Consider the following 16,387-nt stretch of genomic DNA (forward strand, 5'->3'; position numbering starts at 1 on the left):
GCGTGGCGGCAACGCGAGTGCCGCCGCGGGTGCGTCGTCGCGCTGCTGGTGTTCTGAACGTCGGCGCCGTCTGCGCCATCGGCCTGCTGGAACTCCCGGCCGCCCCGCCGGACACGCACGTCATCCTCTACAACGGCGTACGTCAGGTGTCGGCCCGCTCTGCGCGGGGCCGTCTTCGCCGCCGTGGTGACCGTGCTGGCCGTGGTCGGCATCACCGCCACCGCGGCCACCCGGCCCGCCCGGGCCTGAGGCGCCCGGGCGAACGCCCCGTGCGGCACGCCCTGTTCGCGGGCGGTACGGGCGCGCCCTGGCGGCCACGCCCGTGTGCCGGTCGCGAGGGGCACGGGCGCACCCCGGCCCGGCCCGCCGCAACTCCCGTACCGCGCGAGGAGGTTGGGGTCAGGGGTTCGATCGTACGAGGGTGAAGACCGAGCCCTCCGGGTCGGCGACCGTCGCGACGCGCCCGCTCGCACCCTCGCGCGGCTGCTGGAGGACGTGCCCACCGAGGTCCGCCACCCGCACGGCTGCCTCGTCGACATCGACGACCTCGAAGTAGGTCATCCAGTGCGCGCCCTTGTCGCGCGGCAGCGCGTTGCCCACGCCGTGCAGGGAGGCGACCGGGCGGCCCGCCAGGTTGAGCGTCACGTAGTCGAAGTCGGCCGACACCACGGCCTCCAGGTCGTAGCCGAACACCGCCTGGTAGAACTTGCCGACCGACGAGGTCTCGCGCGTGACCAGCTCGTTCCACACGGGGGTGCCGGGCGCGCCCGCGATGGCGGTGCCGATGTGCGCGCCCGCCTGCCAGATCCCGAACACCGCGCCCGCCGGGTCCGAGGCGATGGCCATCCGGCCCGCGTCGGCGGCGTCGAGCGGGCCGACTCCGACCGTGCCGCCGCAGTGCCGGATCGTCTCGGCCGTCGCGTCCGCGTCGTCGGTCGCCAGATAGGTGGTCCAGGCGATCGGCAGATGCCGGTCGGGCGGCAGCTGCCCGATCCCGGCGACCTCCTTGCCGTCGAGCAGCGCGCGGACGTACGGGCCGAGCTGCTGCGGGCCGGGGCTGAACTCCCAGCCGAACAGTGCTCCGTAGAACTCCTGGGTCGCGGCCAGACCGTGCACCATGAGACTCACCCAGCAGGGCGTGCCAGGTGTGCGCCGGGTCTCCGACTGGGTCATCGTCACTCTCTCCTCGGCCGTAGCCATACTGCTGCTGGAGGTGCGGTACGGGGAACCTGCGCACCCGGGCCGATGCTTCCACCCCCAGCGCCGCAGCGCGCCCCGGCCGCGCCGCTTTTGGCGCGTTCCCGCAGGAGGATGCCCGTTTTGGTGACGCTCATCCTTTTCCTGGCCGTTACGTTCCCGGTGGACTCTGCGCGAGGATGAGCCCATGAATGCCATCATCTCCGCATCCGAACTCGCGGCCGCAACGGCCGGACCGCGGCCGCCGGTGCTGCTCGACGTCCGCTGGCAGCTGAGCACGGCGAAGGCCGCCGGCGCGGCCCCGTTCGACGGCCGTGCCGCGTACGCGGCCGGGCACCTGCCCGGCGCGGTGTTCGTCGACCTCGACGCGGAACTGGCCGGGCCGCCCGGGGCCGGCGGCCGGCACCCGCTGCCGGACGTGGCCGAATTCGGCCGGGTCATGCGCAGGGCGGGCGTGTCGGCCGACAGGCCGGTCGTCGTCTACGACGGCGGCCAGGGCTGGGCGGCCGCGCGTGCGTGGTGGCTGCTGCGCTGGGCGGGCCACCCGGATGTGCGCGTCCTCGACGGCGGGCTCGCGGCCTGGACGGGGGAGCTCTCCACCGAGATCCCCACGCCCGCCGAGGGCGACTTCCGGCCGGAGCCGGGCGCGCTCAAGCTCCTCGACGCGGACGCGGCGGCGGCGCTGGCCCGCTCCGGACTGCTGCTCGACGCCCGCGCGGGGGAGCGGTACCGCGGGGAGGTGGAGCCGATCGACCGGGTGGGCGGACACATCCCGGGCGCCCACTCGGCGCCGACCACCGAGAATGTGGGCCCGGACGGCCGCTTCCTGCCCGCCGACGAACTGGCCGCCCGCTTCAAGGCCCTTGGCGCCTCGGGCACCGAGGTCGGCGTGTACTGCGGCTCGGGGGTCTCGGGTGCGCACGAGGTCCTCGCGCTCGCGGTCGCGGGCATCCCGGCGGCGCTGTACGCGGGTTCGTGGTCGGAGTGGTCGGCGGACGAGTCCCGGCCGGTGGCCACGGGGCCCGACCCGCAGTAGAGGACGGGCGGCGCCCCGCGCCCGCAGGGGCGAGGGGCGCCGGGGAGCCCGCATGCGTGAGGCGGGCGGGCTCCGTACCGCTCGCCGAGCGCGCCAGGAAGCGCGGGCAACCGCGCGGCCCCGCGGCCGAACGACCGGCCGTGCCGGGCCGACCGCTCCGGCAGAACGTTCAGTCCTGCTTCTTCCGCCGCGTACCGAACACGATCTCGTCCCAGCTGGGAACCGCCGCCCTGCGCCCGGGACGGACCCCGTCCGCCTCGGCCTGCCGGTCGGTGGTGCCGGTGAGCCGGTCGCGGTGACCGGCCACCGTGCGCGGCATCAGGACGTCCGCGTACGCGGCACCCGCGCCCGCCGAAGCGGCCGGCGCGGGCGGCTCCTCGACCTCCGGCTCGGCGACCGGTTCGGTCTCGGGCGGCTCGGGCGGCGCGGTGGGACGCTCCGGCACGACCATGTCGCCGCGGAAGCTGGGCACGGCCTCGAGCAGGCTGGTCAGCGAGTCGCTCTCGTCCGCCACCGGCTCGGGCGGCGCCACCGGGCGCTCCAACTGCCGGTCCAGGGCGCGGTCCAGCGGCCGGTCGCGGGGCAGCCGGGCGATCCGGGGCACGAACGGGAAGCTCGGTTCCGGAACCGTGGTGATGGTGTCGTCGGACTCGCCGATCAGCGAGCGCGCCTCGTCGTCGACGGCCTGGACGAGCCGGCGCGGCGGGTCGTAGGTCCAGCTCGCGGAGTGCGGCTCGCCCGCGACCAGGTACACGAGCAGGACTTCCCAGGTGCCGTCGTCGCGGCGCCAGGAGTCCCACTGGACGCTGTCCTTGTCGGCGCCGCGCAGCAACAGCCGCTCCTGGACGGCCTCGCCGAGCTGGGGCCCGGTGTTCTCGCCGGGACGGCGCACGGGAGTCTTCCGCGCCCGCTCCGCCATGAAGGCGCGCTCGGCGAGGACGGGGCCTTCGAAACGGCGTACGCGGTCGACCGGAATGCCGGCGAGCTGGGCGACCTCCTCGGCGGAGGCACCGGCTCGTATACGCGCCTGGATGTCGCGCGGGCGGAGGTGGCTCTCCACCTCGATCTCGATCTGTCCGAGGCGCGCTCGGTCGTTGCGCACAGCGGCCCGGAGCCGCTCGTCGATCGGAAGCGTGTACTCCGTGCTGTCCGCAGCCTTGAGCACCAGTCGTGTGCCGTCGTTGGAGACGGCCACGACACGCAGTTCGGGCATGGGGACCTCCCGGGTGGTGCCTGCCGACGTCACGTGCGTCGCTGCTTCCGCTAGTCGAGTGTGGCCTGCCCGGGTGCAGCCTGCCACAACATTGCCGAGTTGCCCGGCGTGTCGGGCATGGGCCCTGGAACGCCGTTATGGCACGGTTACCTTTTCGCAACGCAGAGTGACCGGGCTGGTCACTCTGTGCAGCAGGCGCCCGTGCGGTGCCGTGGCGCCGCCGGTTCGAGTGCCGCGTTCGGCTCCCTCCCGTAGTCCCGGATACCCGTGTGGGACACGGGGCCCAGGGCTCGCCACAGTACTCCATTCGGGCCACCTGGGTGGACCGGCACGCCGCCGAAGTTCTCACGGGGTACGGGAGTTGAACCCGCCCTGACGCCTTCGTGAGCGGTCCGCACGTGTCCTGCTTCACAGAATCTCCGGATGCGGAACTATTCCTTTCGCTCAAATGTCCTTTCTCAGTGCAAGGCGGACGAGAAGGGCGAACAGAGGCTGGGAATGGGTGACAGGCCGGACACCGGGACGGAAGAGAAGAAGCGCATCGATCTGAGCGTGCCCCAGGTCGCGGGCAGCGCGCTCGCCGCGGTCACCGCGGCGGTGCTCGCCTCGCAACTGGGCGTGTACGGAACGTTTCTCGGGGCCGGTGTCGTGAGCGTGGTCGCCACCTGCGGCGGCACCATCTTCCAGCACTTCTTCAAGCGGACCGGCGAGCAACTGCGCGAGGTCACCGTCCAGGCCAGGGTCGGCTCCCGCCAAGTGCCCGTGATCTCCCCGTACAAGGGGCGGCCGGACGAGACCACGGCGCTGCCGGGGACCGACGCGGACCGCACGCAGCTCCTCGGCCAGGTCGACCCCGACCGCACGCAACTGCTCGGCCAGGTCGACCCGGACCGGACGCAACTGCTCGGGCAGGCCGACGCCGACCGGACGCAGCTGCTCAAGTCGGTCGACGGCACGCGGCTGTTGCCATTCGGTGCGGGCGCCGCCCGGGAGTTCAACGAGGCCACCATCCACGGCACCCGGCTGCGCGGATGGAAGCGCCCGCTGCTCGCGGCGGCCGTGGTCTTCGGGGTCTCGATGGGCGGCATCACCGCGTACGAAGTCCTCTCCGGTGGTGAGCTCGGCGGCAACGGCGGCGGCGGGACCACCTTGACCTCCGTGCTCACCGGCGGCTCCGAGCGGAAGGATCCGCCGGCGCCGTCCGACCCGGGCGGGCGCCACACGCCCTCGCCCGGGACCGGCGGTTCGTCGGACCCCGGCACGGGCGAGGGCGGGACGACCGGAGGCCAGTCCTCGACGAAGGGCCCCTCGCCGTCGGCCTCGCCCTCCAAGTCGGCCGATCCGGGCTCGGATTCCGGGTCGGGCTCCGGCTCGGGCGGTACGACTCCGACTCCGACGCCCACCCCGTCCGGCTCGAAGAGCTCCGGGAGTTCCGGTTCCGGCGACGCCGGGAACGCGGGGAGTTCCGGGAGCGGGCCCGGCGGCCGGAGCACCCCCGACAGCCGGTCCGGGGGAACCCCCACCCCGTAGCGCCCGGGCTCAGTCGCCGAGGACCCGGCGGAGGTAGCCGTTGGCGAACCGGCGCTCCGGGTCGAGCCGGTCGCGCAGGGCGGTGAACTCGGCGAAGCGCGGGTAGACGTCCGCGAAGTAGGCCGCGTCGCGCGTGTGCATCTTGCCCCAGTGCGGCCGGCCCGCGTGCGCCGTCATGATCCGCTCGACCGCCGTGAAGTACGCCTGGTAGGGCGTGCCCCTGTACATGTGCACGGCTATGTAGGCGGTGTCGCGGCCCGAGGCGGTGGAGAGCGCGATGTCGTCGGCGGGCGCGGTGCGGACCTCCACCGGGAAGCTCACGCGCAGCGGCGAGCGGTCGACCAGGGCCTTGACCTCACGCAGCGCGCCCACGACGGCCTCGCGCGGCAGGGCGTACTCCATCTCCACGAAGCGCACCCGGCGCGGACTTGTGAAGACCTTGTACGGAATGTCGGTGTACGTACGGGCGGAGAGCGCCCGGCTGGAGACCTTGGCGATCGACGGGATGGTGGCGGGCACCGCCCGGCCGAGCGAACACACCACCTGGAAGAGCCCGTTGGACATGAACTCGTCCTCGATCCAGCCGCTCAGCCGCCCGGGCGGCGCGGCGGGCCCGGCGCTGCGGTTGTTGCGCTTGGTGTTGCAGTTGCCGGTGTGGGGGAACCAGTAGAACTCGAAGTGCTCGTTCTCCGCGAAGAGCGCGTCGAACTCGGCGGTGACCCTGTCGAAGGCCATCGGCTCCTCGCGGGCCGTGAGCAGGAAGACCGGCTCCACGGCGAAGGTGATCGCGGTGACGACGCCGAGCGCGCCGAGCCCGATCCGGGCCGCCGCGAAGACCTCCGGGTTCTCCTTCTCGGAGCAGGTGAGGATCGAGCCGTCGGCGGTGACCAGCTCAAGTGCCGTGATCTGGGCGGCGATCGAGGCCGAGTCGCGGCCGGTGCCGTGCGTGCCGGTGCTGGTGGCGCCCGCCACCGTCTGCTCCATGATGTCGCCCATGTTCGTGAGCGACAGGCCTTCTCTGGCGAGCACCGTGTTGAGCCGCTTCAGCGGGGTACCGGCCTCCACGGTGACGGTCATCGCCGCGCGGTCGATCCGGCGGATGCCGGTCAGCAGGTCGGGGCGTATGAGCACGCCGTCGGTCGCGGCGGCCGCGGTGAAGGAGTGGCCGGTGCCGACCGCCTTCACGCTCAGGCCGTCCTCGGCGGCCCTGCGCACGGCGTCGGCGAGCTCGGCCGCGGAGGCCGGGGACACCTCCCTCGCCGGACGCGCCGTGACGTTCCCCGCCCAGTTACGCCAGGTGCTGCTGCCGTTCGCTCCGCCCATGTGCTTCGAGCCCCTCCCGATGCGTCACCGGCCTGCGAAGCCGGCGGTACCCCAGGAACGCCACCGCGGCCGCGAGCGTTCCCGACACGCCGGACACCAGGTACCCCGCTCCGGCGCCCGCCGCGTCCACCACCCAACCCGCGGCGGAGGAGCCGAGCGCCACACCGACCGCCAGCCCGGTACTGGTCCAGGTCATGCCCTCGGTGAGCTTGCTGCGCGGTACGTGCTGTTCGACGAGGGCCATCGTCGTCACCATGGTCGGTGCGATGGACAGGCCCGCGACAAAGAGCGCCACGGCGAGGAACGGCAGGTTCCCGGCCAGTTGGAGCGGGATCATACTCACCGCCATCGCACAGACACCCACCAGCCACCTGGTCGACGCCGCGCCCTTGAGGCGGAGCAGCCCGAACACGGCTCCGGCGAGGCAGGATCCCAGCGCGTACACGGCGAGCACCAGGCTCGCCATCGCCTTGTGGCCGCGCTCGTCGGCGAAGGCGACGGTGACCACGTCGACCGAGCCGAAGATGGCCCCGGTGGCGACGAAGGTGGCGACCAGGACCTGGAGTCCGCGCGAACTCAGCGCGGAGCGGCCGGTGTGGTGCTCGTGCGGATGCGGTACGGGCTCGGTGCCGCGCTGGGCGGTCAGCCAGAACACCCCGGCCACCAGGAAGCAGGCGGCGATCAGCGGCCCCGCCTCGGCGAACCAGGCGGTGGAGAGCCCGATCGAGAGGATGGGCCCCAGGATGAAGCAGAGCTCGTCGACGATCGATTCCCACGAGTACGCCGTGTGCAGGTTCTGGGCGTCGCCGCGGTAGATGTCGGCCCAGCGGGCCCGCACCATCGAGCCGACGCTCGGCACGCAGCCCGCGCCCGCCGCGAACACGAACAGGGTCCAGTCGGGGGCGCCCTGCTGGGCGCAGACCAGGAGCCCGGCGACGGCGGCGACGGCGACCAGGGTGGCCGGGCGCAGCACCCGGCGCTGGCCGTGCCGGTCGACCAGACGGGATATCTGGGGGCCGACCACGGCGGCGGACATGGCGAGCGTGGCCGAGAGCGCCCCGGCGAGCCCGTAGCGGCCGGTGAGCTGGGAGACCATGGTCACCACGCCGATGCCCATCATCGACAGCGGCATCCGGCCGAGCAGGCCGGCGGCGGAGAACCCCTTGGTGCCGGGGGCGGCGAATATCGCGCGGTAGGGACTGGGCAACGGGGGCTCCGGGATCCGGCGTGACGCGTGTAATTGATTCCTAAAGCTTACGACGCTGAAGTCGATCGCCGCACCGCCTTTTCCCCGGGCGTTCCCCAGGCCCGTCCGGCTCGGTTCTCCGCCTGTCGGAGGCGGATGGCAGGATCGAGACATGTCCGAACTGCGTGATCCAGCTCCCGGAGCGGCCGCGGCCGCCGACCCGTACGACGCCCTGCTGCTGCTCTCCTTCGGCGGCCCCGAGGGCCCCGACGACGTGGTCCCGTTCCTGGAGAACGTGACGCGCGGCCGCGGCATCCCCAAGGAGCGGCTCAAGGAGGTGGGGCAGCACTACTTCCTGTTCGGCGGGGTGAGCCCCATCAACGAGCAGAACCGCGCGCTGCTCGACGCGTTGCGCGAGGACTTCGCCGAGAACAGCCTGGACCTGCCGGTCTACTGGGGCAACCGGAACTGGGCGCCCTACCTCACCGACACCCTGCGTCAGATGGTCGCCGACGGCCGCCGCCGCATCGCGGTCCTCGCCACCAGCGCGTACGCCTCGTACTCGGGCTGCCGGCAGTACCGCGAGAACCTGGCGGACGCCCTGGCGACGCTGGAGGCCGAGGGGCTCGAACAACCGCCGAGGGTCGACAAGCTGCGGCACTACTTCAACCACCCCGGCTTCGTCCGCCCCATGATCGACGGTGTCCTCGCCTCGCTCGCCGAACTGCCCGAGGACGTGCGCGCGGGCGCCCACCTCGCCTTCACCACGCACTCCATCCCCGAGGCCGCGGCCGACACCTCCGGGCCCGTCGAGGAGCACGGCGAGGGCGGCGCCTACGTGCGCGAGCACCTCGACGTGGCGCGCGTCGTCGCCGACGCGGTCCAGGCCGAGACCGGCGTCGAGCGGCCCTGGCGGCTCGTCTACCAGTCCCGCTCGGGCGCCCCGCACATCCCCTGGCTCGAACCCGACATCTGCGACCACCTGGAGGCGCTGCACGGCGCGGGCGCCCCGGCCGTCGTGATGGTCCCCATCGGCTTCGTCTCCGACCACATGGAGGTCCTGTACGACCTCGACACGGAGGCCACCGCCAAGGCCGCCGAACTCGGGCTGCCCGTGGCCCGCTCCGCGACCGTGGGCGCCGATCCGCGGTTCGCGGCGGCCGTGCGCGAGCTCGTGGTCGAGCGGGCCGCCGCCGAGCGCGGGCTGCCCGTCGAGCGGTGCGCGCTCGGGGCGCTCGGCCCCTCGCACGACCTCTGCGCGGTCGGCTGCTGCCCGGCCGCCCGCGGCGGCGCCAAGCCCGCGGCCGCCGGTGCCGACAGCCCGTACGCGTAAGGGAGCGACCATGACCGACCCTCTGCACCGCGAACTGCTCGGCCTCGCCCTGGAGGCCGCCCGGCGTGCCGGTGCGCTGCTGCGCGACGGCCGCCCGGCCGACCTCGCCGTCGCCGCCACCAAGACCAGCCCCATCGACGTGGTGACCGAGATGGACATCGCCGCCGAGAAGCTGATCACCGGATACCTGTCCGAGCACCGCCCGCACGACGGCTTCCTCGGCGAGGAAGGGTCCTCCAGCGAGGGCACCAGCGGCATCCGCTGGGTCATCGACCCGCTCGACGGAACCGTCAACTACCTGTATGGGCTGCCCACTTGGGCCGTCTCCATCGCCGCCGAGCAGGACGGCGTGCGGGTCGCGGGCGTGGTCGCGGCCCCGATGCGCGGCGAGACGTACCACGCGGTCCTGGGCGGCGGCGCCTTCGAGGGCGAGCGGCCGCTGCGCTGCCGTCCGCCGGCCCCGCTCGCCGAGTGCCTGGTCTCGACCGGCTTCGCCTACGTCCAGTCCGTACGCGCCCACCAGGCGGACGTGGCGCAGCGGTTGATCCCCCGGTTCCGCGACATCCGCCGCGGCGGCTCGGCGGCGATCGACCTGTGCGACGTGGCGGCCGGCCGGCTCGACGGGTACTACGAGCGCGGCCTGAACCCCTGGGACCTGGCGGCCGGCGACCTGATCGCCCGGGAGGCGGGCGCGCTCACCGGCGGCCGCCCCGGTGCGCCCGCCTCCCGCGAGCTCACCGTCGCCGCCTCCCCGGACCTCTTCGGCCCGCTCCAGGCGCTCCTGGAGGAGCACGGGGCCTGGCACGACTGAGTGCCCGTGCCGCCCCGCTCCGGGCATGAGAAGACCCCGGCGCCGTCCCTGGCGCCGGGGTCCTCCGGTGGATGGGATCAGAGCGCTACGGCTACCTCGACGCCGTGCTCGGCGGCCAGACGACGCAGGTCGTCCAGCTCGGCCTGCTCGACGTCGGCGAGGAAGTCGTCGCCGGTCTCGCGCGCCCGTGTGAGGTCGGTCTCCGTGGTCCTTATGCGCTGCAGCAGTCCTGCGGTGAAAGCGTCCATGGTGCGCCCCCTCGTCGTGGGTCGGTGGCACGGGGGTGTGCCGACGGTGGGTCGCGAGCACGAAGCTAGATGTGGCATGCCACATACAGGGCGTGATCGCGGGGTGTGCAGTCGTCCTCCCCAAGCCCACTCTCAGAGAAACCTCAACTGCCGCGCCAATCCTGTCCATTCCCGCGAGAGACCCGCGAGCGCCGACCCCCCGTGGCCGGAAACCGCAGGTCGGCGGCGGGCCCCGGTCCGGCACCGTCTTACTGCCGGTTTACGGGCGTAAGGGGCAGGATGGAAGCGCACAGTCACTGGTTCAGTGCACAGATGTGCCCGCGAACGACGCGGGTCCCTAGGGAAGGAAATGCGCCGTGCGCGTACTCGTCGTCGAGGACGAGCAACTGCTCGCCGATGCGGTGGCCACCGGACTGCGCCGGGAGGCCATGGCCGTCGACGTCGTGTACGACGGCGCCGCGGCCCTCGAGCGGATCGGCGTGAACGACTACGACGTGGTGGTCCTCGACCGGGATCTCCCGCTCGTCCACGGCGACGACGTCTGCCGCAAGATCGTCGAGCTGGGCATGCCCACGCGTGTCCTGATGCTGACGGCGGCCGGCGACGTGAGCGACCGCGTGGAGGGCCTGGAGATCGGCGCGGACGACTACCTGCCCAAGCCCTTCGCCTTCACCGAGCTGACCGCCCGCGTCCGCGCGCTCGGCCGGCGCACCACCGTGCCGCTGCCGCCCATCCTGGAGCGGGCCGGCATCAAGCTGGACCCCAACCGCCGCGAGGTCTTCCGGGAGGGCCGCGAGATCCAGCTGGCGCCCAAGGAGTTCGCGGTCCTGGAGGTCCTCATGCGCAGCGAAGGCGCGGTCGTCTCGGCCGAGCAGCTCCTTGAGAAGGCCTGGGACGAGAACACCGACCCGTTCACCAACGTGGTGCGCGTGACCGTCATGACGCTGCGCCGCAAGCTCGGCGAGCCCCCGGTGATCGTCACCGTGCCGGGCTCGGGTTACCGGATCTGACGGGGATGGCCGCCACGCCCGCGCCGCCGACGGCGCCACCCAAGCCCACTTGGGCCCCGAAGTCCCCCGAGCCCCCCTTCCCGTGGCTCAGGCCCACCATCCGCATACGGCTCACGCTGCTCTACGGCGGCATGTTCATGATCGCGGGGATACTGCTTCTCTCGATCATCTACCTGCTGGCCGCCCAGGCCCTGCACACGGGCAGTACCCCGTTCAAGATCGTGGACGGCCAGAACATCGTGGTCTCCAGCGGCAGCTGCCAGCTGCCGGACCGGGGCACCCCGCAGAACTTCAACGACGCCATCAGCGCCTGCATGGCCCAGCAGCGCCAGCACGCCCTGGACAACCTCCTGAGCCGGTCCCTGCTCGCGCTCGTCGGCCTCAGCGTCATCGCCTTCGCCTTCGGGTACGCGATGGCCGGCCGCGTCCTGTCGCCGCTGGGGCGGATCACCCGGACCGCCCGCAGGGTGGCCGGCACCGACCTGACCCGGCGGATCGAGCTGGACGGCCCCGACGACGAGCTCAAGGAGCTCTCCGACACCTTCGACGAGATGCTGGACCGCCTGGAGCGGGCCTTCACCGCGCAGCAGCGGTTCGTCGCGAACGCCTCGCACGAGCTGCGCACCCCGCTCGCGATCAACCGCACCCTGCTCGAAGTGCACCTGTCCGACCCCGGCGCCCCGGTGGAGCTCCAGCAGCTCGGCAAGACGCTGCTGGCCACGAACGAGCGCAGCGAGCAACTCGTCGAGGGCCTGCTGCTGCTCGCCCGCAGCGACAACGAGATCGTCGACCGCAAGCCGGTCGACCTCGCCGAGGTCGCCTCCCGCGCCATCGACCAGGCCAGGAACGAGGCCGACGCGAAGGGCGTGGAGATCCGCGGCGAGCGGAGGCCGGCGGTCGTCCAGGGCAACGGCGTGCTCCTGGAGCGCATCGCCCTGAACCTGGTGCAGAACGCCGTCCGGTACAACATCCCCGAAAGCGGCTGGGTCGAGGTGGTCACCGAGCTCCGGGACGGCCACGCGACGCTGCTCGTGACCAACACGGGGCCCGTGGTCCCGGCGTACGAGATCGACAACATCTTCGAGCCGTTCCGGCGGCTGCGCACCGAGCGCACGGGCAGCGACAAGGGCGTCGGTCTCGGCCTGTCCATCGCCCGGTCGGTCGCGCGGGCCCACGGAGGCCGTATCATCGCGGAGCCCCGCGAAGGCGGCGGCCTCGTGATGCGTGTCACCCTGCCTGTCTGAGACGCTGCTCGAAGGCTGTTGTGACGGTTCGCTTTGCGCGGAATTTTCGGGACCTGTTCCGAAGAGTTTCGTGTGTGATCAGTCACAAAGGCAAACTTCCGGCCACCTACTCTCCGTGATCGGTGAATCCCCAGTAATCCCGGGAAAAGTCCGGGTTTCCAGGGGGTGAGATCACGGGAAGTACACGAGGTGGCGCTGGTGAAGTGCGACATTAGGACCGTGTACGGTCCCGATCGCCATCCAAGACGATCACTCTTGAGGAGTGCGGTTGGGTGTCGATTGAGTAACAGACCTTGATGTGAGGCAAAATCTCCGCCTCAGGTCGGGCACAAGTCCGGCCTCTCACGCGTTACGTGCGCTGAGACACCGCAACCACCCAGAGGGGGAGAGCGACATGGCAACGGACTACGACACCCCACGCAAGACCGACGACGACGTCGATTCCGACAGCCTTGAAGAGCTGAAGGCCCGGCGCAACGACAAGTCCACCTCGACTGTCGACGTCGACGAGTACGAGGCCGCCGAGGGCATGGAACTGCCCGGCGCGGACCTGTCCAACGAAGAGCTCGCCGTCCGCGTCCTGCCCAAGCAGGCCGACGAGTTCACCTGCATGAGCTGCTTCCTCGTGCACCACCGCAGCCAGCTGGCCCGCGAGAAGAACGGCCAGCCGATCTGCCGCGACTGCGACTGAGCAGGCCCGTCGTGGCAGGCGCGAAACCGCCCCGGAAGCGACCGTTCCGGCGACAGGGTGCCCCGGGTTCCACCGAGGCGCCACAGGGCGGCACAGGCCCGGGAGAAGGCGTGGAAGACCCCGCCGGGCCGGCCCGCCTCCCCGCGGTGAGCGCTTTCGATGGTGCACGTGACGCCGAGCGGGGCCACCAGGCCTCGCTCGAAGCAGCGGACACGGCACCGGAGACGGAGGAAGAGGCGGGGCCCGCGGCCGGGGCCCGACGCCTGGACGCCCTGCGCAGGGGCGCTCTGGACCGGGGCGTTCCCGCCCTGAAGAAGAGCGTTCCGGTGCTCAAGAAGGGCGTACGCAAGGGCGGCGAGGGCATCAAGGCCTCGCTCGGCCACCTTGCCGATCGCGTCATCGAGATCGCCCCCCGCATTCCCGTGCGGGACCTGGCGACGCTGCGCGCCCAATTCCCCGGCCTCGGCCCGGAGGAGATCGCCGACAAGCTGATCGCGGGCGCCGCCAACGGCACGTCCACGGTCGGCGCGGGAATCGGCGCGGCCGCGATGATGCCCGTCCCGCCCGCGATGCCCGCCGAACTGGCCGCGGAGATCACCGGGGTCGCCGCCATCGAGCTGAAGCTCATCGCCGAGCTGCACGAGGTCTACGGAATGCGGCCGCCCGGCACGCTCAAAGAGCGCTCCATGGCCTATCTGACGTCGTGGACCGAAGAGCGGGGAATCGACGTCACCAAGCCGACGACGCTCAATTTCGCGCTAGGCGGCCAGATGAAGCGCGAGCTGCGCCAGCAGATCATGAAGCGCATGGTCCGCAACCTGCCGAACCTGACGCCGTTCATGGTCGGCGCGGCCGTCGGCGCCGTGATGAACCGCCGGGACACCAAGAAGCTCGCCGGGCACATCAGGAAGGACCTGCGCGCACGCCAGGTGCCCTGGGACGCGCTGCCCGAGCTGCCGCCCCTGGAACAGCCGAGCGACCCGCTGCCGCCGGGCGGGACGCCCCGGGAACTCGGCCGCTGAGGAGCAGGAGCCGCGCCCTCAGCCGGCGCGGACGGCGTGCAGCGCCGCCTTCAGCGCCTCGGGGTCCCGGGTCGAGAGGTAGACGTACGGAGTCGGGTCCGCGGGGTCGGTGATCTCCACCTTGACCGCCGTCGGGATGTAGGCCCGCAGCAGCATGAACGCGCGCGGATCGGCCTTGTGCAGCCGCCAGGCCCGCGCCTCGTCGGCGTCCAGGATCTCGGCCTCGCCCAGCGCCCGGACCGGAATGCGGGCCTCGCCCGCGACCAGCGTGTCCGGCAGCACCCGGATCCGCACCGAGCCGTACGCGCTCACCACCACCCACGACACCGCCGTGCCGCCCACGAAGCCGGCCAGCATCGGCAGGGTGCCCACCGGCAGCAGCATCAGGGCGCACGCGAAACCGACGAGGACGGAGATGAACCACCACGACCGGGGCGCGGTGAGGCGTTCTGCGTACTGCGGGGCATTGGGCTGCATGAAAGCTAGCTTGGCACGGCGCGACCTGCGCCTGGACCGCGGGTAAGGTCTGCGGCTGTGACTGCTACATCTGCGTCCCTGACGCCCCCGGCCGACGCCATAGCGCCGGTGCGGCACCCCGAGGCGCCCGCACCCGGCGAGCTGCTCGGTGCGCACTACGGGCACTGCTTCGGCTGCGGCGACGGACAGCCCCATGGACTGCACCTGGCGGCGCGGGCGGGCCGCGGCGTGACCGTCACCGCCGAGTTCACCGTGCGCGAGGCCCACCAGGGCGCCCCCGGCCTCGCCCACGGCGGGGTGCTCGCCACCGCCCTCGACGAGACGCTCGGCTCGCTGAACTGGCTGCTGCGGGTGATCGCGGTGACCGGCCGCCTGGAGACGGACTTCGTCCGCCCGGTCCCGGTCGGCACGGTGCTGCACCTGGAGGCCGAGGTCACCGCCGTGGCCGGCCGCAAGATCTACTCCCGGGCCACCGGCCGCATCGGCGGCCCCGAGGGACCCGTGGCGGTCCGTGCCCAGGCCCTCTTCATCGAGGTGAAGGTGGACCACTTCATCGACAACGGACGCCCGGCCGAGATCCAGGCCGCGATGTCCGACCCCGACCAGGTCAGGCGCGCCCGCGCCTTCGAGGTGAACCCGTGAGCCGTGAACCCGTAGATGTCCTCATCCGCCGTGTGGACCCGGAGGTGCCGATCCCGGCGTACGGGCACCCCGGCGACGCCGGTGCGGATCTGGTGACCACCGAGGCCGCCGAGCTCGCCCCGGGCGAGCGGGCCGTCCTCGCGACCGGCGTCTCCATCGCGCTGCCCGACGGGTACGCGGCGTTCGTGCACCCCCGCTCGGGGCTCGCGGCCCGGTGCGGTGTCGCCCTGGTGAATGCCCCGGGGACGGTGGATGCCGGGTACCGTGGGGAGATCAAGGTGATCGTGGTCAACCTCGACCCTCGCGAGAGCGTTCGGTTCGAGCGTTTCGACCGCATTGCCCAACTGGTCGTCCAGCAGGTCGAGAAGGTGCGCTTCCACGAGGTGGCGGAGCTTCCCGGCTCGGCGCGGGCCGAGGGGGGCTTCGGGTCCACCGGCGGTCATGCCGCCGTGGACGGTTCGGCCGCCGGTGGCGGCACAACGGGTGGGAATCGATACGCTTCGGTCGTATCCGACCGGGAAGGACAGTGACGTGTTCGGACGTCGCAAGAAGAGCGGTACCGCCGAGGACTCGGCGGGCGAGGCCGAGCAGGTTGTCGAGGGCGCCGAGGCCGATGACATCGAGGCCGGCGCGGGTGGCGAGGGCGCGGTGCGCAGGGTGAACCTGCCGCCGGCGCCCCGTCCGGACGGGCCCTGGGACGTCTCCGAGGTCTCCGAGCCCGGCGAGGGCCGGGTGGACCTCGGCGGGCTCTTCGTCCCCGGGGTCGAGGGCATGGAGCTGCGGGTCGAGGTCGCGGGCGACGCGATCGTGGCGGCCACGGTCGTACTGCACGACAGCGCGGTCCAGCTGCAGGCCTTCGCGGCGCCCAAGAAGGAAGGCATCTGGGGTGAGGTCCGCGAGGAGATCGCCTCCGGCATCACCCAGCAGGGCGGCATCATCGACGAGGTCGAGGGTCCGCTGGGCTGGGAGCTGCGCGCGCAGGTCCCCGTGCAGCTGCCCGACGGCACCAACGGCGTCCAGCTGGTCCGCTTCGTGGGCGTGGACGGCCCGCGCTGGTTCCTGCGCGGTGTCATCTCCGGCCAGGGCGCGGTGCAGCCGCAGGCCGCCGGGCTCCTGGAGACGATCTTCCGCGACACCGTCGTGGTGCGCGGCGAGGGCCCGATGGCGCCCCGCGACCCGATCGTCCTGAAGCTGCCCAACGACGCCCAGATGGTGCCCGAGGGCGTCCAGCAGGAGGACCAGGAGGGCTCGCGCTTCTCCGGCGGCATGGGCCAGCTCCAGCGCGGTCCCGAGATCACCGAGGTCCGCTGACCGCACCCTTTCCACCGATGGGCCGCACTCCTTCCCGGGGTGCGGCCCATCGGCGTCGTACGCGCACGCTCCCGGCAGACGCGGCGCCCCGGAAACCCTCACCCACGTGGGCA

Annotated in this window: 17 protein-coding genes; 11 read left to right on the forward strand and 6 right to left on the reverse strand. The window is 72.4% G+C overall.

The annotated features are described in order from the left end of the window. Nucleotides 1-399: 399 nt before the first annotated feature. On the reverse strand, nt 400-1,173 hold the full coding sequence (locus tag AC07F3_RS31060; RefSeq protein WP_479117739.1) for a VOC family protein: 774 nt from the start codon (nt 1,171-1,173) through the stop codon (nt 400-402). 211 nt (nt 1,174-1,384) lie between these two features. Between AC07F3_RS31060 and AC07F3_RS31065 the strand changes: the two genes are divergently transcribed. Next, nucleotides 1,385-2,233, forward strand: coding sequence for a sulfurtransferase (locus AC07F3_RS31065; protein WP_479117740.1), 849 nt, complete (start codon nt 1,385-1,387; stop codon nt 2,231-2,233). A 169-nt stretch (nt 2,234-2,402) separates the two neighbouring features. On the opposite strand, the gene sepH is transcribed toward AC07F3_RS31065, so the two are convergent. Next, the gene (gene sepH, locus AC07F3_RS31070; protein ID WP_479117741.1) at nt 2,403-3,446 is read right to left on the reverse strand and encodes a septation protein SepH; all 1,044 of its coding nucleotides are present in this window, start codon (nt 3,444-3,446) and stop codon (nt 2,403-2,405) included. Nucleotides 3,447-3,944: 498 nt separating this feature from the next. On the opposite strand from sepH, the gene AC07F3_RS31075 reads away from it, so the two are divergent. Then, nucleotides 3,945-4,976, forward strand: coding sequence for a hypothetical protein (locus AC07F3_RS31075; RefSeq protein WP_479117742.1), 1,032 nt, complete (start codon nt 3,945-3,947; stop codon nt 4,974-4,976). Nucleotides 4,977-4,985: 9 nt separating this feature from the next. Here AC07F3_RS31075 and AC07F3_RS31080 read toward each other — a convergent pair whose 3' ends face one another. Then, nucleotides 4,986-6,299, reverse strand: coding sequence for a D-arabinono-1,4-lactone oxidase (locus AC07F3_RS31080; protein ID WP_479117743.1), 1,314 nt, complete (start codon nt 6,297-6,299; stop codon nt 4,986-4,988). Beyond that, a complete protein-coding gene (locus AC07F3_RS31085; protein ID WP_479117744.1) occupies nt 6,265-7,506 on the reverse strand; it encodes an MFS transporter in 1,242 nt (413 codons plus the stop codon). Before AC07F3_RS31085 ends, AC07F3_RS31080 begins: the two co-directional genes overlap by 35 nt. A 151-nt stretch (nt 7,507-7,657) precedes the next feature. On the opposite strand from AC07F3_RS31085, the gene AC07F3_RS31090 reads away from it, so the two are divergent. After that, a complete protein-coding gene (locus tag AC07F3_RS31090) occupies nt 7,658-8,818 on the forward strand; it encodes a ferrochelatase (RefSeq protein WP_479117745.1) in 1,161 nt (386 codons plus the stop codon). 10 nt (nt 8,819-8,828) lie between these two features. Then, nucleotides 8,829-9,629: an inositol monophosphatase family protein gene (locus AC07F3_RS31095; protein ID WP_479117746.1), complete on the forward strand. Its 801-nt coding sequence runs from the start codon at nt 8,829-8,831 to the stop codon at nt 9,627-9,629. Nucleotides 9,630-9,706: 77 nt separating this feature from the next. Here AC07F3_RS31095 and AC07F3_RS31100 read toward each other — a convergent pair whose 3' ends face one another. Then, nucleotides 9,707-9,877: a hypothetical protein gene (locus tag AC07F3_RS31100; protein ID WP_189390026.1), complete on the reverse strand. Its 171-nt coding sequence runs from the start codon at nt 9,875-9,877 to the stop codon at nt 9,707-9,709. Between the two features lie 356 nt (nt 9,878-10,233). Between AC07F3_RS31100 and AC07F3_RS31105 the strand changes: the two genes are divergently transcribed. The 4 genes from AC07F3_RS31105 to AC07F3_RS31120 all read left to right on the forward strand — a co-directional run bounded on the left by AC07F3_RS31105 (nt 10,234) and on the right by AC07F3_RS31120 (nt 13,844). Next, nucleotides 10,234-10,887 carry a response regulator transcription factor gene (locus AC07F3_RS31105; protein ID WP_053725484.1) on the forward strand — a complete coding sequence of 218 codons (654 nt, stop codon included), beginning with the start codon at nt 10,234-10,236 and terminating at the stop codon, nt 10,885-10,887. 5 nt (nt 10,888-10,892) lie between these two features. Then, nucleotides 10,893-12,131, forward strand: a complete 1,239-nt coding sequence (locus tag AC07F3_RS31110) for a sensor histidine kinase (protein ID WP_479117747.1) — start codon at nt 10,893-10,895, stop codon at nt 12,129-12,131. A gap of 394 nt (nt 12,132-12,525) precedes the next feature. Continuing rightward, the gene (locus AC07F3_RS31115) at nt 12,526-12,822 is read left to right on the forward strand and encodes a DUF4193 domain-containing protein (protein WP_053725482.1); all 297 of its coding nucleotides are present in this window, start codon (nt 12,526-12,528) and stop codon (nt 12,820-12,822) included. A gap of 11 nt (nt 12,823-12,833) precedes the next feature. Then, complete coding sequence (locus AC07F3_RS31120) at nt 12,834-13,844, forward strand: hypothetical protein (RefSeq protein WP_479117748.1); 1,011 nt, start codon at nt 12,834-12,836, stop codon at nt 13,842-13,844. Nucleotides 13,845-13,862: 18 nt separating this feature from the next. Here the strand turns inward: AC07F3_RS31120 and AC07F3_RS31125 are convergent, their stop codons facing one another. Then, nucleotides 13,863-14,321, reverse strand: a complete 459-nt coding sequence (locus tag AC07F3_RS31125) for a DUF3093 domain-containing protein (protein ID WP_479117749.1) — start codon at nt 14,319-14,321, stop codon at nt 13,863-13,865. A 57-nt stretch (nt 14,322-14,378) separates the two neighbouring features. Between AC07F3_RS31125 and AC07F3_RS31130 the strand changes: the two genes are divergently transcribed. From AC07F3_RS31130 to AC07F3_RS31140, 3 genes are read left to right on the forward strand one after another with little or no spacing between them, the layout of a single operon-like run. Beyond that, nucleotides 14,379-14,963, forward strand: coding sequence for a PaaI family thioesterase (locus AC07F3_RS31130; RefSeq protein ID WP_479117750.1), 585 nt, complete (start codon nt 14,379-14,381; stop codon nt 14,961-14,963). Then, nucleotides 14,960-15,493, forward strand: coding sequence for a dUTP diphosphatase (gene dut, locus AC07F3_RS31135; protein ID WP_114039932.1), 534 nt, complete (start codon nt 14,960-14,962; stop codon nt 15,491-15,493). The genes AC07F3_RS31130 and dut overlap by 4 nt, the downstream gene beginning before the upstream one ends. Nucleotide 15,494: 1 nt before the next feature. After that, entirely contained in the window at nt 15,495-16,274 is a 780-nt protein-coding gene (locus AC07F3_RS31140; protein WP_479117751.1) for a DUF3710 domain-containing protein, read from the forward strand. Nucleotides 16,275-16,387 lie beyond the last annotated feature (113 nt).

This window comes from Streptomyces sp. NPDC045846 (assembly GCF_056431605.1).

What these genes read in the sequence shown, in the direction of transcription:
- AC07F3_RS31125 (WP_479117749.1), bottom strand. Translation starts at nt 14,321, where the DNA reads ATGCAGCCCAATGCCCCGCAGTACGCAGAACGCCTCACCGCGCCCCGG.
- sepH (WP_479117741.1), bottom strand. Translation starts at nt 3,446, where the DNA reads ATGCCCGAACTGCGTGTCGTGGCCGTCTCCAACGACGGCACACGACTG.
- AC07F3_RS31095 (WP_479117746.1), top strand. Translation starts at nt 8,829, where the DNA reads ATGACCGACCCTCTGCACCGCGAACTGCTCGGCCTCGCCCTGGAGGCC.
- AC07F3_RS31115 (WP_053725482.1), top strand. Translation starts at nt 12,526, where the DNA reads ATGGCAACGGACTACGACACCCCACGCAAGACCGACGACGACGTCGAT.
- AC07F3_RS31065 (WP_479117740.1), top strand. Translation starts at nt 1,385, where the DNA reads ATGAATGCCATCATCTCCGCATCCGAACTCGCGGCCGCAACGGCCGGA.
- AC07F3_RS31090 (WP_479117745.1), top strand. Translation starts at nt 7,658, where the DNA reads ATGTCCGAACTGCGTGATCCAGCTCCCGGAGCGGCCGCGGCCGCCGAC.
- AC07F3_RS31110 (WP_479117747.1), top strand. Translation starts at nt 10,893, where the DNA reads ATGGCCGCCACGCCCGCGCCGCCGACGGCGCCACCCAAGCCCACTTGG.
- AC07F3_RS31100 (WP_189390026.1), bottom strand. Translation starts at nt 9,877, where the DNA reads ATGGACGCTTTCACCGCAGGACTGCTGCAGCGCATAAGGACCACGGAG.
- AC07F3_RS31080 (WP_479117743.1), bottom strand. Translation starts at nt 6,299, where the DNA reads ATGGGCGGAGCGAACGGCAGCAGCACCTGGCGTAACTGGGCGGGGAAC.
- AC07F3_RS31060 (WP_479117739.1), bottom strand. Translation starts at nt 1,173, where the DNA reads ATGACCCAGTCGGAGACCCGGCGCACACCTGGCACGCCCTGCTGGGTG.
- AC07F3_RS31075 (WP_479117742.1), top strand. Translation starts at nt 3,945, where the DNA reads ATGGGTGACAGGCCGGACACCGGGACGGAAGAGAAGAAGCGCATCGAT.